The organism is Pseudomonas sp. FME51 (assembly GCF_014897305.1).
This window is the reverse complement of sequence record NZ_JABUYN010000006.1, coordinates 85,147-100,573: the sequence shown is the minus strand read 5'-3', so window position 1 is coordinate 100,573 and position 15,427 is coordinate 85,147. Positions and strand designations below refer to the sequence as shown.

The window sequence follows — 15,427 nt, the reverse complement described above, 5'->3', positions numbered from 1 at the left end:
CTATTTGCGCAGCAACCGCAGGCCGTTGAAGATGACCAGTAGGCTCACGCCCATATCGGCAAATACTGCCATCCACATGGTTGCGTGACCGGTCACCGTGAGCGCCAGAAATACCGCCTTGATGCCCAGTGCCAGGCTGATGTTCTGCACCAGCACGGCATGGGTCTGCCGGGATAGCCGGATAAACGCTGGAATCTTGCGCAGATCATCATCCATGATTGCCACATCGGCGGTCTCGATGGCGGTGTCTGTGCCGATGGAGCCCATGGCAAAGCCGATGTCCGCCCGGGCCAGCGCTGGCGCATCGTTGATACCATCGCCAACCATGCCTACCCGGGCTTGCTGATGCAGTAATGCCTCGATATGCGCGAGCTTGTCGGTTGGTAACAGGTTGCCCCTGGCTTCGTCGATGCCGAGCAGAGTGCCGATAGCGGTGGCAGTGTGTTGATTGTCGCCACTCAGCATCAGGGTTCTGACGCCCAGTTTGTGCAGCTCACGTATGGCTTCAATGCTGCTGGCCTTGACCGTATCGGCGACAGCAAACAGTGCCAGCGCGCGGGTTTCATCGCTGAGAATGATCACGCTCTTGCCCTGACGCTCCAGTTGTTCGAGGCGGGCTTCAATGGCTGGCGTACAGAGTCCCAATTCTTCCAGTAGTCGATGGTTGCCCAGATGGTAGTCTCGTCCGTTGATTTTCCCGCGGCTGCCACGGCCGAGCAGGATGCTGAAGTCATCCACTTCCGACAGAGCGACTGCCTGCCTAGCAGCGTGAGTGGCGAGAGCGATGGATACCGGGTGGTCAGAGCGCTGGGCAAGACTGGCAGCAGTGGCCTGAAGCGGGTCGACCTGTTGCTCGACCAGCGGCTGGAAGTCGGTCTGCACGGGCTTGCCGTGGGTCAGCGTTCCGGTCTTGTCCAGTGCCAGGTGAGTGAGTTTTCGGCCATCCTCCAGATAGATACCGCCCTTGATCAGGATGCCTTTGCGAGCGGCGGCGGCCAGCCCGCTGACGATGCTCACCGGGGTCGAGATCACCAATGCGCAGGGACAGGAAACTACCAGCAATACCAGCGCTCGATAGACCCACTCCTGCCATTCGCCGCCAATGATCAAGGGCGGTAACAGTGCCACCGCCAGGGCTAGCGCAAATACGGCGGGAGTGTAAATGCGTGCGAAGCGATCGACGAAGCGCTGGGTTGGCGCCTGGGAGCCCTGTGCCTCCTCGACCGCATGGATGATCCGGTCGAGGGTGGTGTTTCCGGCAAGAGCGGTGACCTGGTATTCCAGTTCGTGGCTCTGGTTGATGGTGCCGGCGAACAGGGTATCCCCCATGCGCTTGTCCACCGGCAGACTTTCTCCGGTAATTGGCGATTGGTCGACGCTGGAATGTCCCTTTAGCACTTCGCCATCCAGCCCTATGCGCTCACCCGGGCGTACCCGGACACGACAGTTCAGTGTGATCTCGGCAAGCCTGCGCTCTTGCCAGCTGCCGTCCGCCTGTTGCGCCGTGACTGTCTCGGGCGTCAGGCTGAGCAAGTCATGAATAGCATTTCTGGCTCGATCCAGTGAGCGGGTTTCAATGCGCTCGGCAACCGCAAACAGAAACATGACCATGGCTGCCTCGGGCCATTGACCAATGAAGGCCGCCCCGGTCACCGCGATACTCATCAGCGCATTGATATTCAGGTTGAGGTTTTTCAGTGCGACCCAGCCCTTGGTATAGGTGTTGAGGCCGCACAGAGCAACGGCGACGATGGCCATGAGTGGGATCATCCAGTCTGGACCCCAGTGAGCGAAGTGCAGCACTTCCGCCGCCAGAGCCAGGCTACCGGCCAGTAACAGGCGCCACCAGCGTGGCTGCATGGAGTCCGGCTGCGACGCGGACTGGTCGGCGGATAATGGCAGAGGCGAGAAACCCAAGCTGCGGATTGCCTGCAGGGCAGGGGGCATTGCTGCGGGGGCATGCTGAATGGTCAGGGTCCGATCCAGCAGATTGAAGCGTAACTGATCGATGCCAGCCATACCGGATAGACGGTCGGTGATCATGCGTTGCTCGGTTGGACAGTCCATCTGGGCAATATGAAAGATACTGATATCACTGCCATCCGGGCGTAGACCGGGCGCCTGAGGACGCTCGGAAGCCGGTTGATGAGAGGTGGGTTGTTCAGTGCCGCAGCAGTTGGTCATGGCTTTTCTCCTTTGCTGGGCGATAGTAAGCACCCTATAGTCACTATAGAGTCAATGGCAGGAGTGGAATTGATGAGAATTGGTGAGCTGGCCCGAAAGACGGGCTGCAAGACAGTAACCATCCGCTATTACGAGCAGGCCGGCTTGTTGCCGGTGCCGCAGCGCAGTGAGGGGAATTACCGGGTGTATACTCAGTCCCATGCCGCACGCCTGCTGTTCATCCGTAATTGCCGTGCGTTGGACATGACGCTGGATGAGGTGCGTCGGCTGCTGGATTATCGCGACAATCCAGACCAGGATTGTGGTGGAGTGAATGTGCTGGTGGATGAGCACATCGAGCATGTTGCTGCCCGTATTGAAGAGCTGAAAGCCCTGAGTCGTCAGCTGATCGAGTTGCGCAGTCACTGTGCTGCAGCCAGAGAGGCAGCTGATTGCCAGATTCTGCAGCAATTGACTGCCAGCGAGCAGCAGGCGGATGTTGAGCCGACCTCACATGTGGGGCGTAGCCACGGCGGGATATTTCAGCGCGATTGACATTTGCAGCAGGGGGATACTTGGGGGGAGGATAAAGCAAGGCGGCGGGCAGAGAGTTCTGCCCGCCGTCAGTCTCAGGCGCCGGTCCAGCGCTTGAGGATCAAGGTGGCGTTGGTGCCACCGAAGCCGAAGCTATTGGACATGATCAGGTCAACTGCCTGGTCCAGACGCTCGCGCAGGATCGGCAGATCCGCTGCGTTTTCGTCCAGCTCCTCGATGTTGGCCGAAGCGGTGAGGAAGTTGTCGCGCATCATCAGCATGCAGTAGATGGCCTCCTGCACACCAGCGGCACCCAGCGAGTGACCCGACAGGCTCTTGGTCGAGCTGATCTTTGGAGCTTTGTCGCCGAATACTTCACGGATAGCCTTGAGTTCAGCTACGTCGCCCACCGGCGTAGAGGTGCCGTGGGTGTTGAGGTACTCGATGGTACCTTCAACGGTGGCCATGGCCTGCTGCATGCAGCGGACTGCGCCTTCACCGCTGGGTGCGACCATGTCGTAACCATCGGAGGTGGCGCCGTAGCCGACGACTTCGGCGTAGATCTTCGCGCCGCGGGCCAGAGCATGCTCCAGTTCCTCGACCACGACCATGCCGCCACCACCGGCGATAACGAAACCGTCACGCTTGGCATCGTAGGCGCGGGAAGCCTTTTCCGGAGTATCGTTGTACTGGGTGGACAGTGCACCCATGGCGTCGAACAGCATGGATTGGCTCCAGTGCTCTTCTTCACCACCGCCGGCAAAAACCACGTCCTGCTTGCCCAACTGGATCTGCTCCATGGCGCTGCCGATGCAATGGGCACTGGTGGCGCAGGCGGAGGAGATCGAGTAGTTGATACCCTTGATCTTGAACGGGGTGGCCAGACAGGCGGAAACGGTGCTGCCCATGGTGCGCGGTACGCGGTATGGGCCGATCTTCTTTACGCCTTTTTCGCGCAGAATATCGATGGATTCCATCTGGTTCAGCGTGGAGGCGCCACCGCTGCCGGCAATCAGGCCGGTGCGCGGGTTGCTGATCTGCTCTTCGCTCAGACCGGCATCGGCAATCGCCTGTTGCATGGACAGGTAGGCAAAGGCTGCGGCATCGCCCATGAAGCGCTTGACCTTGCGGTCGATGGCAGCATCCAGGTCAATCTTTACACTGCCCGACACATGGCTGCGCAGGCCCTTTTCTGCATATTCAGGATTGTGGGTAATGCCTGACTTGCCTTCTTTCAGGCTGGTAGCCACGCTTTCCAGGTCCTGGCCGAGGCAGGAGACAATGCCCATACCGGTAATCACGACGCGACGCATAGTGATGATCCTCAGAAGCTATCAGTAGAAGTGAACAGACCTACTCGCAGGCCTTCAGCAGAGTAGATCTCACGCCCGTCGACCGCCATGGTGCCATCGGCAATGCCCAGAGTCAGGGCGCGGTTGATGGTGCGTTTGATATGTATGGTATAGGTGATTTTCTTCGCGGTCGGCAGGACCTGCCCGAAAAACTTCACTTCGCCGGAACCCAGTGCGCGGCCCCGGCCTTCAAAGCCGAGCCAGCCAAGGTGGAAACCAACCAGTTGCCACATGGCGTCGAGACCCAGACAGCCTGGCATCACCGGATCACCTTCAAAGTGACAGGCGAAAAACCACAGGTCGGGATTGATATCCAGTTCGGCAACGATTTCGCCCTTGCCGAAGCGGCCGCCCGTTTCGCTGATATGGGTGATGCGATCGATCATCAGCATGTTGGGGGCTGGCAACTGTGCGTTACCGGGGCCGAACAACTCGCCACGACTGCATTTAAGCAGATCTTCCCGGCTGAACGCATTTTGTTTTGACATAGAGGCTCCTGCTCTTCCCCGTTCGGTGGGGCGCTATTGTATCGGCATGGCGGGGGTTGATGAACGATGAATCCGCCAGCGTAAGCTCAGACTGCTGAAACGAGGTGAAAGTCACACCCGGTCAGACTCGAGGCGTTGAGGATACCCGTGATGCCAGCCGAGGACAAAAAATTATGCGTCCTCGGCTGGCTATTGGGACAGGTATTCAGTCCAGAGTGCCGAGTTCACTGTGGAACTGGTCACGCAGTTCACGCTTGAGGACTTTGCCAATGGCGCTACGGGGCAGCTCGTCGGTGAGAATCAGGCGGTTCAGACGTTGGGTCTTGCCTACTTGATCATTGAACCATTGCAGGATGTGTTCTGCAGAGGTGTTGAGTCCCGGCCGGAGCACGGCATAACCAACCGGAGTTTCGCCCCAGCTGGTGGAAGAGACGCCAATAACGGTGACCTCCAGCAGATCCGGATGCTGGCGCAGAACTGCCTCCAGATCGCTGGGATAGATATTGAATCCGCCGCTGATGATCATGTCCTTGCGCCGGTCCATGAGCGTGAGGAAGCCGTCTTCATCGAACCGGCCGACATCACCGGTACGGATGAAGCGCTTGCCGGTATGGTCATACCATTCGGCTTCGGCGGTTTTTTCCGGCTTGTTCAGATAACAGCTCATCATGGCGACGGAATGGCCCACTACCTCGCCTATCTCGCCGGTGGGCAGTTCATTGCCTTCCTCATCAATGACCCGCATATCATGGCCGTCCAGCGGTGTGCCCACGGTATTCAATTTGTCGGGAAATTGATGGGCCAGCAGCATGCATGAGCCACCGCCCTCGGTCATGCCATAGAACTCCACCAGCCCGCCGGGCCAGCGCGACAGGATGTCAGCCTTGAGCTCGCCATGAAAGGGCGCGCTGGTGCTGAACTTGAGTTTGAAGCTGGATAGATCGTAGTTGTCGAAATCGGCTCGAGCCATGATGCGTTGATACTGTACCGGCACCAGCATGCTGTGAGTGGCGCGATGCTCCTGGGCCAACGCCAGGTATTTCTGCGCATCAAACTTGCTCATCAGCACCAGGGTCCCGCCCAGGCCGAGGGTCGGCAGAAAAGACACCAGCGTGGTGTTCGAATACAGCGGAGTGGACATCAGGGTGACGCAATCGGGCCCGTAGCCGAAGGCAATGCCGCGCTGAATATGTGACCAGCGCATGAGGTGGTCATGGACAATGCCTTTAGGCTCGCCGGTGGTGCCCGATGAATAAATGATGTTGAACAGAGTCTCGGGCTTGAGTTCCACCGGGGTGGGCATGCTGTCAGCCAGCCACTGGCTGAAACCGGTCTTTGGTTGGCTATCATCCAGGCTCAGCAGAGGAATCTGGATTCGCTCCGCAACGGGGTGCAGCGTCTCGGCCACCGACTGATCAGTAAAGAGTATTCTGGCTGCCGAGTCGCGCAGCATGGTGATCAGGCTGTCGGCGGTGGAAGAGGGGGCCAGCGGTGCGATGACCATACCAGCGCGCAGTGCGGCCAGGAACAGCACAGTGTAGGGAATCGAGTTGGCAGCGCAGATGGCGATAGCGTCGCCCGGCTGCAATCCATCACGTTGCAGCGCTGCGGCGGCGCGATTCACTTGGGTATCCAGCTCGGCATAGTTGAGCTGCTGCCCATCCTGAATAACGGCAGGGTGATTCGCCCTATGACGGGCATTCAGTGCCAGCAGTTCGGGGAGGGTGGTGAAGGGTGATTCCAGTGTGACCGGGTAGCTGACGACTGCGCTCATGCTTATGGGATTCCTGAAATGGTGGGGACGCTCCAGTGTCGCTGTTTGATCCGGGTGAATCCATCATCCGGATACTGCAAAATGCCAGTCGATCAATCGCACTGATGCAGGCCCTGTTCAGGCCCACTGTTCGAGAACCTCACGCAGGGCTTTGCGAGTTACCGGTTTGCTGAGAACGCCCTGCATGCCGGCCTCCTCGCTGCGCCGGCGATCGTCGTCAGAGGCGCTGGCGGTGAGGGCGATGCAAGGCCGGGGCGGGGTTTGCGTCTCGCTGCAATGGCGCAGATACCAATGGTAGGCATCGAAGCCATTCATGTCCGGCAATTGAATGTCCATGAAGATCATCGAGAACGCCTGGGCAGGGTCTTTGAGAAGTTGCAATGCCCGCTGGGCATCGGCGGCAAGAACGACCGAGTAGGAGAGGCTGCGCAACATGCCTTCCATGACCATCTGGTTTACCGGGTTGTCTTCCACCAGCAGCACCGGCAGGGAACCAGGACGAGGGATGTCGGCGAGGTGGCTTTCATCGGCCGTCGACGCCCGGTCAGCCAGCTCGAGGGGGAGGGTCAGGGTGAAACAGGAGCCTGCTTCGGGCTGGCTGGTGGCTTCCAGCTCGCCGCCCATCTTGCGGGCCAGGTCGCGGGCGATCGACAGCCCGAGCCCGGTTCCGCCGAAACGCCGTGAAGTACTGCTGTCGCCCTGCTGGAAGGCTTCGAACATATGCTCCAAGCGTTCTGGGGCAATACCGATGCCGCTGTCAGTGACCTTGCAGGTGAGCTGCAAAGCGCCACCGGTATCGACCTGCCAATGGGCGCGCATCTGAATCAGCCCATGCTCGGTGAATTTCAGTGCATTGCCCAGCAGATTCACCAGAATCTGGCGCAGACGCGTCGGATCACCCAGTACCCGCGGTGCCGGGGGCTGGCCGCTCCATCCGCTATTCAGCGTCAGGCCCTTTTTGCTGCTGGCATATTCAAAGGCGACGGCGGTTCTGTCGAACAGGGCAGGGAGGTCGAAGGGGATGTGTTCCAGCTCGAAGGCTTCGCGCTCGACGCGCGACAGATCGAGAATGTCGTTGATGACCTTGAGCAGATGTTCGGTGGATTCGCTGGCGATACGACAATATTCGATTTGCTCGCTGGTCAGGTCGGTTGTTTCCAGCAACTGCAGCATGCCCATGACACCGTTCATTGGAGTGCGCAGTTCATGGCTCATCATCGCCAGGAAGTCCGACTTCGCCCGGCTGGCCTGCTCAGCCTGCTCACGTGCGTTGATGAGTTCAGACATGGCGTTCTGCTGCTGTATCTCAGCCTGTTGCAAGGTGGTTGCCAAACGGTTGATATTGCTCATCAACTCGCCGATCTGGTTGTGTTCTTGCACTTCGAGACGGGTGTCCAGGCGTCCGTCCTGCAAGGCCTGAACCGCTTTGCGCATGTCCACCAGCGGTCGAGCAAAAGCGCGGGCCAGGCGGGTCGATAATAACAGGGCAGCGAGCAGTACCAGGGTGCCCAGCAAGAAGGTGCGGAACAGGATGCCACGCTGACGTTCGACGAAGGGTTGATAACGGAGACTGATCCGAACCTGCCCCAGTTGTTGGAGATCATGTCTTTCGAGGGCTTCGGTACCGAGCATGAACAGATCATAGTGCAGAGGGATACGCTGACGCTCGATCGGGGCGCTGAACAGGCGTAACGGGCCAGAAGTGGCCGGGCTTTTCTGCTCCATCGCCAGCATCTTGCCGTTCTGGTCAAGTACTTCTACCTTGTGCACATGGGGCATTTTCAGTGAGCCCTTGATCAGGCTTTCCAGTAGCTCCAGATTCCCGGTTATGACGCCGTATTCGGTAGCAGGCGCGAGCTGGTCGGCGAGCAACTGGCCGGTGGTTTCCAGTTCCCGGTCGAGTGTCTCCAGCCTGACGAGGGTGAAATAAGTGAGCAGGATGACGCCGAGCAGGGTCGCGGGGAGCAGGGCTATAGTGATCAGGCGGCGGTTGATGCTGCCGCGTCGAAAGACATTCAACGGCTCTGCTCCTGTGCATGAATGCGGCGCATCAGTTCTGCGTCATCCGGCGGTGGCAAACCAAGTGATTGTGCGGCCAACGGATTGCTGAGTACTGAGAAGTGATCAGGATAACGGATTGCGGCCGGTTGCCAAGGGCTCTGCCACATGTTGACGATACTGGCGGCCATGTCCTCTGGCGAACTGTAGGTGGTGCTCAAGCTCCCCGCCGCAATGAAAGGCGTGAGGGCCCGATCAATACGCGGTTGCGGGCATAGCTGGTCAACAAGAGAGTCTTGAGATTGTCCGCGTTATAGATGGTTGGGTCATCGAAGCCAACCAGTACCTTGCTTTCATTGAGGACATCGGTCAGGCGGTGTGGCAGAGATTCCTGGTTGGGTACCGCCTGGGCATAGAGATTGACGCGTCGCTGTATGGCAGCATATTGCCAGAAGGGTTTCTGCCAACGCTGCTGATCGCTGAAGAGCATACCTATGGTATCCAGTCGGGGGACCAGTAGCTGGGCCAGCTGGATTTGCCGTTCAGGTTTGGCACTGGCCAGCAGTATCTGCACCGAGGATGGACGAATCTTCGTGTGCTGCTCTTGCAGACTGTCCAGTGTGACGTAGGCCGCAATTGTCGGTGTCGCAAATGGCTGCTGCAGGCGCCATTGCAATGCTTCGTGCCCCAAGGTGATATACAGCGAGGCGGAATCGGAGACTGAGGTGCTGGCCAGCAGGTGAACGTCGAGAGTGTCCATTGGCACGCGGCGGGCGAGAGCCTCGACAAAGGTGCGCGTGAGCTCTGTTTCACGTGGCATGATCACGACTATGCTATCTGCCCATGCACCCATTGGCAGCAGATACGCCAGCGCCCAGATTATCAGGCGAAGCGGGGGGCATGGCCTGGTCCGGCTCTTGGTTTGGGGCATGATGACTATCCTTGTCAATCTGGTTCAGCTCAGAATTCTAGCTCAGCGCTGAGGTAATAGTGACTGGGCTATCATGAGTTTTTCGTCCCAAGTAAGCGCTTCGTCGTCGAGTCGGTATCGCCAGGTCGGCGTCAAGGTCAGACTCCTGTTCTGCCTGAAGTTCATTTTTTCTCGATACGCGAGTCCACCCGATCGTACCTCCGGCCAGGTTTTTTCATCAACGTTTCGCTGTTATTGTTCGCGGACATATACTGACGGCTGTTCTCAGTCACAAGGATTTTGCATGACCGACCTCAAGGTCCCCGTCACCGTACTGGGCGGCGGCAGTTTTGGCACCACCCTCGCTAACCTGTTGGCGAGCAATGGCGTTCCGACCACGCTGTGGCTGCGCAATGAAGAGCAGGCTGCCGAAATGCGTCGCCAAGGCGAAAACAGTCGATACCTGCCGGGTATCAAGCTTGACCCTCGCTTGACTATCACCACGGATATTGCCGCTGCCCTGAAGGCGGCCGAACTGGTGTTTCTGGCTATCCCCAGCGGCGCTTTTCGCAGCGTGTTGCAACAGATTGGTCCCGGGCTTTCCGGCAAGGGATTGATCAGCACGACCAAAGGGATCGAGCAGCCGGGCTTTCTGATGATGAGTCAGATTATCGAGCAGGAAGTTCCCGGTGCCCGCGTGGCGGTTCTCTCCGGGCCCAACCTGGCACGGGAAATAGCCGCTGGCGCGCTGACCGCTACCGTGGTGGCCAGTGATGATGAAGCCTTGAACGCGCAAGTGCAGGATGTGCTGGGTTGCCAGAGTCTGCGGGTATACGCCAGCCAGGACCGCTACGGTGTTGAACTGGGCGGCGCGCTGAAGAACGTCTACGCAATCATTTCCGGCATGGCTGCGGCTATGGGTGTGGGCGAGAATACCAAGAGCATGCTGATCACCCGAGCACTGGCGGAAATGACCCGCTTTGCGGTACATATGGGTGCCAATCCCATGACGTTCCTCGGTCTGGCTGGTGTTGGGGATCTCATCGTGACCTGTACCTCGCCGATGTCACGTAACTACCAGGTGGGTCATGCGTTGGGCAACGGGCTGACTCTGGAGGAGAGCGTTGCTCGATTGGGGCAGGTTGCTGAGGGTGTGAATACGCTCAAGGTACTGCGGCAGAAGTCTGAGGAAGAAGGCATCTACATGCCGTTGGTGGCCGGACTGCATGCGATCATCTTCGAACAGCAGCCTCTGGCTGATGTGATTGGCCGACTGATGGGTGCCGAGCAGAAGCATGACGTCGAGTTTTCCGCCTTTATGGCGAGCACACCACTGAACAAGGAACAGAAATGAACGCATTCAAAGAAAACATCACTTCAGCCGACTTCTGGCTTCGGTTGGTCTACACGCTGTTGTTCGCCCTGGCCTGGCAGGTGGTTGAGATACTGTTGGCGGCGATTCTGGTATTGCAGATCGTGCTTCGTCTGTTCACCGGTGAACCCAATGCGCAGTTGGCGGGCTTTGGCAACAGCCTGTCGCAATACGCCTGGCAGATGGGCCGCTATGTCAGCGGTGCTGCTGAAGAAAAGCCCTGGCCGTTCATGGAATGGCCGGATGAACACGCCGAGTGGCAGCCGCGTCCGGCCCAGGAGCCGGTAACGGTGGACCCGGCGCATGCCGCTCCGGTACCGCCAGCGGCGCCGGTAGTGCCTGATACCCATGCGCCGGTGGCCGATGTGACGCCGACTGTGGTGGATCCTGTGGAGCCCGTGCCTGAAGCTGAACCTGAGGTGCCGGTGGTGACACCCGTAGATGACGTCATCGTACCGGAGCCGCCGGTACTGGGGCCTGAAGATGAAATCAATGACCCGGACGCTACTTCGGGTGACGGCAGCGGGCTGAAACCATGAGGGTATGGATTCTGCGCCACGGGCAGGCCGAGCCCTCGGCAGCCAGTGATGCCGAACGACGGCTGACGGACGCCGGGCGCGGGGAAGTGGCTGGCATGGCGGAGCAATTGGCGGGCCATGCCTTGGAGGCGATCATCGCCAGTCCCTATCGCCGGGCCCAGCAGACCGCGGAGTTGATGCGTCAACAGCTGGGGGTTCGCCGCAGCATCATTACGGTGGACTGGTTGACGCCGGACAGCGATCCTCTCGCTGTGCTGGATGAGCTGGCCGACCGGGTCGAGGGAGAAGTGTTGCTGGTCAGCCACCAACCCCTGGTCGGCCAGCTGCTGAGCCTGCTGGTGGACGGACATCGTCAGGGGCATTATCCGATGCCCACCGCCGGGCTGGCCTGCCTGGAAATGCCACTGCCGGCAGCCGGCGTAGCTGGGCTGATCAGTCTGTCCGACCCGGCCAACGTGCGGGAGCGCAGCTGAGGAAAGTGGCTGGAGTTCGCTGGCGGGTCATTTAACAATCGCAACTCATCGGTACAGCGGAGTGGTCATGGACAATCAGGCGGGACCGGGAGAAGTCCGGGTACTGGACGCATTTTTCCAGCGGGCGCAGCTGCATCCGAAGCGGATCTGGCTGGTCCAGCCGCTGGCTGACAACCTGCTGCAGGAGATCAGCTGGGGGCAGGCCGCTGATCAGGCGCTCCGACTCGCTGGCTGGCTGCAGAAGTTGGACCTGCCCGAGCGCAGTACCATCGCCATCCTCTCGAAGAATTGTGCGCACTGGATCATCTGTGATCTGGCCATCTGGATGGCCGGTCATGTCTCCGTACCCCTGCCGCCGGCCACGCCGGATGACGCCGTCCGGCGGATGCTGGAGCATGCCGAGGTCAAGGTGGTCATCGTCGGCAAGCTGGACGATTGGCAGAGCGTGCGTCCGGGCCTGCCCAGCGGCATTCCCTGGGTCGGCATGCCACTGGCCGAGCCTGACGAGCAAGTGCTGGACTGGTCAAGCCTGCAGCAGTCCAGCGAGCCCCTGGCGCAGGTCGTGACGCGCGATCCAGCCGATCTGGCCACCATCATGTATACCGCCGGTACCACCGGGGTGCCCAAGGGCTGCATGCTCAGTTTCGCCAGCATGCAGTTCGCCGCCAACAATTTCCTGCGTCTGTTCCTGGTGAGTGATCAGGATCGGGTACTTTCCTGGCTGCCATTGTCGCAGGTGATGGAGCGTCAGTTCATTGAAATGCAATCCCTGCTGTCGGGCATGACGGTGTATTTCGCCCATAGCCGCGAGACCTTCATCGAGGATCTGCGGCGGGCCCGGCCGACTCTGTTTCTCGGTACCTCAACGACATGGCACCAGATTCGTCAGGGCGTCATGCGCCGGGCACAACATCGGGTGCTCGATGCGGCGCTGAAGATTCCCCTGCTGGGTAAGCACCTGGCCACCGGTATGCTCGAACAGCTGGGGCTGGATCAGCTGCGTTTCGGTGTGGCCGGCGGCGATGTGGCGCCGGCTGAACTGCTCGAGTGGTATCACCGCATCGGCGTGCATCTATTCCAGCTATATGGGCTGACCGAGAACTGCGGCTATTCCCATGTCGGGCGCCCGGAGCGGTTGCGCCCGGGCTGGTGTGGGCTGCCCAACCCCGGAGTTGAATGCCGTCAGGGCGAGCAGCAGGAGGTGCTGGTACGCAGCCGGGCTACCATGCTCGGCTATCACCGTGACCTGGAACGCACGGCGCAGATGATTGATGCCGAGGGTTTTTTGCATACCGGGGATCGGGGCGAAATCGACACCGACGGCTTCCTGCGCCTGACCGGGCGCATAAACGACCTGTTCCACACTGCCGAAGGTCGGATGATCGTGCCGCAGCCCCTGGAGCATCGCCTGTTGGCCCACGGCTTCGTACTGCAGGTCTGCGTCGCAGGGGACGGTTTGCCGCAGCCCCTTGGCCTACTGACGCTCACGGAGCGGGCCCGAGCAGCCCCGCGGCACGAAGTCGAACGGGAGCTGGAAGCATTGCTGCGGGCAACGAACGAAGCCCTGCCACGGGCGGAGCAACTGGGTTGCCTGGTAGTCCTCGATGAGGATTGGAATCCGGCCAATGGCATGCTCACCGGCACCCAGCAGCTAAGGCGCAGCGTCATCTATGCCCGCTATCATGATCGGCTCGGCGATTGGTCGGTACGAGGCAGACCTGTCGTCTGGGCTGATTGAAGAACTTCTTATGTGGCTGCATTCAGGCCCCGGCACCTGCTTGCCCGGGCGCAGTCCCATCTTTACATTCCACTTATCTCGAACATTCATAGCAATCCATTACGGGACATCCATGAGCGATAGTCATGAGATACGTTTTACCCTGCCGTCGATCGAAGTCGCCGGCAAGGTTTGGGGGGAACCGGGCGGTTTGCCGGTCATTGGGCTGCACGGTTGGCTGGACAACGCCGCCACTTTCGATCTGATCGGCCCTGCCTTGGATAATGTCCATCTGGTGGCCCTGGACCTGCCCGGTCATGGCCTGTCAGACCACCTGCCGGCGGGCGGTTACAGCCTCTGGCAGCAGGCGGCGACCGTACTGCAAGTAGCTGACGATCTGGGGTGGGAGCGGTTCGCCCTGTTAGGGCATTCCATGGGCGGCATCATCAGTTGCATCCTGTCCGGGGCAGTTCCGGAGCGCCTGCTGGGCGCGGCCATGATCGATGGCATCCTGCCGGTTACCGGTGAGGCGGCCGATGCACCGCAGCAGATGGCGCGCTTTCTCAAGGCCACCCAAGCGCTGACGACCAAGCGAAAGCCCGTCTATGACAGCGCATCCAAGGCGGTCACCGCGCGGATAATGGGCAGCGCTTTCAGTATCTCCCGCGATGCGGCCAGCAGACTGGTGGAGCGCGGACTGATGCCGGAGCAGGGCGGCTGGACCTGGCGGTCCGACCCACAACTGATGCTGCCCTCGCCGATGCGGCTGACGTTCGAGCATGCGGTGGCCTTCGCCGAAGCGATAAGCACGCCGACCTGTCTGGTGCTGGCCAATCAGGGCGTGATGGCCAAGCGGCCGCCATTGCGCGAACGTATCGAAGGTTTCGAACACATCCAGACCCACCACCTGGACGGCGGCCATCACCTGCATCTGGAAGAGCAAGCGCCCGCTGTTGCAACAATTATCAACAGCTTTTTCCGAACCCTTGCTTGACCCGGGGAGGTGGCTGGGCAAAGCTGCCATGACACCCGCTCTGAAAAAGGCGGCCGTCGGTACCGGGCGCTGCCGCCATACGCGCGCAGGGGCTGTCTGTTCATAGGAGTATTGATGCAATTGCAATCGAAGGTTCGCCGGGATTGGCGGCCGCTGTTGTTGACTTTGGCATTCTGCGGCCTCGTATCGCCCAGCATGGCCGCAACCCCCGTCATCGAGCCTCTGCCGCGTTCCGAAGTGGCCCGGGAACGTACTCAGGAAGATATCGAGCATACCGTGGTCATTGGTAATATCCGCCGAATCAACAACCAGGTACGGGCCGAGCGGGAGGTGTTGGCCGAAGGCGAGCTGCTCCGCATATCCTGGTTGATTCCCGAAGGCCACACCGCCAGAGAAGCCATGGCGCACGCTGTCAAGCAATTGCAGGAGCATCCGCACACCACGCTGTTCTTCTGCGAGGGGCGTGAATGCGGCAGCAGCAGCCTGTGGGCCAATCAGGTGTTGGGCTATTCCCGCCTGTATGGCCCCGAGGAAAACCAGTCGTATCTCGCCCTGCGCCTGGATGACGAGCCACAGCGCTTCATCAGCCTCTATGCCATTACCCGCGGTAACCGCCAGGTCTATCTGCATATGGACCAGATGACTCCGGAACAGGCCGTTACCGATATGCTCTACCCAACCCCCGCCACTCTGGGCAAGATACTGCGTGCTGACGGTGAGCTGAAGATATCCGGCATTACGCCCGAAGACAGCGACAGCGCTATCACCGAAGCCTGGCTCGACTTGACCGCTCGCATGCTGCGCTCGGACAACCGCCTGCGTATCCAGGTCAACGGCGCCCAGGCCCCGGCCTTCGTGCAAAGCCTCCTTGATCGCGGCATCAACCAGCAGCGCCTGGAAATCGGCGAACCAGAACCGGAGAACGGTGTGCGACTGGAAAAGCGCTGATTCATCAGCGCCCCAGTCCATTTCGGATTCAGGCATACCTCTGTTCGTGGCCCGCGCGGCTCCATTGTAGGAGCGGCGCCTAGCTGCAGTGGCACCCCCTTGGGCGCCTCAACCCACGTCCCTGGCTGGGGGCAAGTCACCCGGCTTTGAACAAAGGCTCGCTTG

The 15,427-nt window shown here is 60.0% G+C and carries 14 protein-coding genes; 7 read left to right on the top strand and 7 right to left on the bottom strand.

What is annotated here, in order from left to right; all coding sequences use genetic code 11:
* Positions 1 to 2,184, bottom strand: a complete 2,184-nt coding sequence (locus INT39_RS12320; protein WP_193074227.1) for a heavy metal translocating P-type ATPase — start codon at positions 2,182 to 2,184, stop codon at positions 1 to 3.
* A gap of 72 nt (positions 2,185 to 2,256) precedes the next feature.
* On the opposite strand from INT39_RS12320, the gene cadR reads away from it, so the two are divergent.
* On the top strand, positions 2,257 to 2,718 hold the full coding sequence (gene cadR, locus INT39_RS12315; RefSeq protein ID WP_193074226.1) for a Cd(II)/Pb(II)-responsive transcriptional regulator: 462 nt from the start codon (positions 2,257 to 2,259) through the stop codon (positions 2,716 to 2,718).
* Positions 2,719 to 2,792: 74 nt separating this feature from the next.
* On the opposite strand, the gene fabB is transcribed toward cadR, so the two are convergent.
* The 6 genes from fabB to INT39_RS12285 form a co-directional block, all read right to left on the bottom strand.
* Positions 2,793 to 4,010, bottom strand: coding sequence for a beta-ketoacyl-ACP synthase I (gene fabB, locus INT39_RS12310; RefSeq protein WP_193074225.1), 1,218 nt, complete (start codon positions 4,008 to 4,010; stop codon positions 2,793 to 2,795).
* An 11-nt stretch (positions 4,011 to 4,021) separates the two neighbouring features.
* Positions 4,022 to 4,537 (bottom strand): 3-hydroxyacyl-[acyl-carrier-protein] dehydratase FabA, encoded by a 516-nt coding sequence (gene fabA, locus INT39_RS12305; RefSeq protein ID WP_193074224.1) that lies wholly within the window; start codon positions 4,535 to 4,537, stop codon positions 4,022 to 4,024.
* A gap of 205 nt (positions 4,538 to 4,742) precedes the next feature.
* On the bottom strand, positions 4,743 to 6,311 hold the full coding sequence (locus INT39_RS12300; protein ID WP_193074223.1) for a class I adenylate-forming enzyme family protein: 1,569 nt from the start codon (positions 6,309 to 6,311) through the stop codon (positions 4,743 to 4,745).
* Between the two features lie 117 nt (positions 6,312 to 6,428).
* Complete coding sequence (locus INT39_RS12295) at positions 6,429 to 8,330, bottom strand: ATP-binding protein (RefSeq protein ID WP_193074222.1); 1,902 nt, start codon at positions 8,328 to 8,330, stop codon at positions 6,429 to 6,431.
* Complete coding sequence (locus INT39_RS12290; RefSeq protein WP_193074221.1) at positions 8,327 to 8,530, bottom strand: hypothetical protein; 204 nt, start codon at positions 8,528 to 8,530, stop codon at positions 8,327 to 8,329. Before INT39_RS12290 ends, INT39_RS12295 begins: the two co-directional genes overlap by 4 nt.
* Positions 8,527 to 9,240, bottom strand: coding sequence for a hypothetical protein (locus INT39_RS12285; RefSeq protein WP_193074220.1), 714 nt, complete (start codon positions 9,238 to 9,240; stop codon positions 8,527 to 8,529). The genes INT39_RS12290 and INT39_RS12285 overlap by 4 nt, the downstream gene beginning before the upstream one ends.
* 283 nt (positions 9,241 to 9,523) lie before the next feature.
* Between INT39_RS12285 and INT39_RS12280 the strand changes: the two genes are divergently transcribed.
* From INT39_RS12280 to INT39_RS12255, 6 genes are all read left to right on the top strand, one after another.
* Positions 9,524 to 10,573, top strand: coding sequence for an NAD(P)H-dependent glycerol-3-phosphate dehydrogenase (locus INT39_RS12280; protein ID WP_193074219.1), 1,050 nt, complete (start codon positions 9,524 to 9,526; stop codon positions 10,571 to 10,573).
* A complete protein-coding gene (locus INT39_RS12275; RefSeq protein WP_193074218.1) occupies positions 10,570 to 11,130 on the top strand; it encodes a DUF4389 domain-containing protein in 561 nt (186 codons plus the stop codon). The genes INT39_RS12280 and INT39_RS12275 overlap by 4 nt, the downstream gene beginning before the upstream one ends.
* The gene (sixA, locus tag INT39_RS12270; protein ID WP_193074217.1) at positions 11,127 to 11,603 is read left to right on the top strand and encodes a phosphohistidine phosphatase SixA; all 477 of its coding nucleotides are present in this window, start codon (positions 11,127 to 11,129) and stop codon (positions 11,601 to 11,603) included. Before INT39_RS12275 ends, sixA begins: the two co-directional genes overlap by 4 nt.
* 67 nt (positions 11,604 to 11,670) lie before the next feature.
* On the top strand, positions 11,671 to 13,341 hold the full coding sequence (locus INT39_RS12265) for an AMP-binding protein (RefSeq protein WP_193074216.1): 1,671 nt from the start codon (positions 11,671 to 11,673) through the stop codon (positions 13,339 to 13,341).
* Between the two features lie 112 nt (positions 13,342 to 13,453).
* Positions 13,454 to 14,314 (top strand): alpha/beta fold hydrolase, encoded by an 861-nt coding sequence (locus INT39_RS12260; RefSeq protein ID WP_193074215.1) that lies wholly within the window; start codon positions 13,454 to 13,456, stop codon positions 14,312 to 14,314.
* 114 nt (positions 14,315 to 14,428) lie between these two features.
* Positions 14,429 to 15,262, top strand: a complete 834-nt coding sequence (locus tag INT39_RS12255; protein WP_193074214.1) for a DUF4892 domain-containing protein — start codon at positions 14,429 to 14,431, stop codon at positions 15,260 to 15,262.
* Positions 15,263 to 15,427 lie beyond the last annotated feature (165 nt).

Excerpts from the sequence above, each read along its gene's own strand:
- cadR (WP_193074226.1), top strand. The coding sequence starts at position 2,257 with ATGAGAATTGGTGAGCTGGCCCGAAAGACGGGCTGCAAGACAGTAACC.
- INT39_RS12300 (WP_193074223.1), bottom strand. The coding sequence starts at position 6,311 with ATGAGCGCAGTCGTCAGCTACCCGGTCACACTGGAATCACCCTTCACC.
- INT39_RS12255 (WP_193074214.1), top strand. The coding sequence starts at position 14,429 with ATGCAATTGCAATCGAAGGTTCGCCGGGATTGGCGGCCGCTGTTGTTG.
- INT39_RS12320 (WP_193074227.1), bottom strand. The coding sequence starts at position 2,184 with ATGACCAACTGCTGCGGCACTGAACAACCCACCTCTCATCAACCGGCT.
- INT39_RS12285 (WP_193074220.1), bottom strand. The coding sequence starts at position 9,240 with ATGCCCCAAACCAAGAGCCGGACCAGGCCATGCCCCCCGCTTCGCCTG.
- sixA (WP_193074217.1), top strand. The coding sequence starts at position 11,127 with ATGAGGGTATGGATTCTGCGCCACGGGCAGGCCGAGCCCTCGGCAGCC.
- fabA (WP_193074224.1), bottom strand. The coding sequence starts at position 4,537 with ATGTCAAAACAAAATGCGTTCAGCCGGGAAGATCTGCTTAAATGCAGT.
- INT39_RS12260 (WP_193074215.1), top strand. The coding sequence starts at position 13,454 with ATGAGCGATAGTCATGAGATACGTTTTACCCTGCCGTCGATCGAAGTC.
- fabB (WP_193074225.1), bottom strand. The coding sequence starts at position 4,010 with ATGCGTCGCGTCGTGATTACCGGTATGGGCATTGTCTCCTGCCTCGGC.
- INT39_RS12280 (WP_193074219.1), top strand. The coding sequence starts at position 9,524 with ATGACCGACCTCAAGGTCCCCGTCACCGTACTGGGCGGCGGCAGTTTT.
- INT39_RS12275 (WP_193074218.1), top strand. The coding sequence starts at position 10,570 with ATGAACGCATTCAAAGAAAACATCACTTCAGCCGACTTCTGGCTTCGG.
- INT39_RS12265 (WP_193074216.1), top strand. The coding sequence starts at position 11,671 with ATGGACAATCAGGCGGGACCGGGAGAAGTCCGGGTACTGGACGCATTT.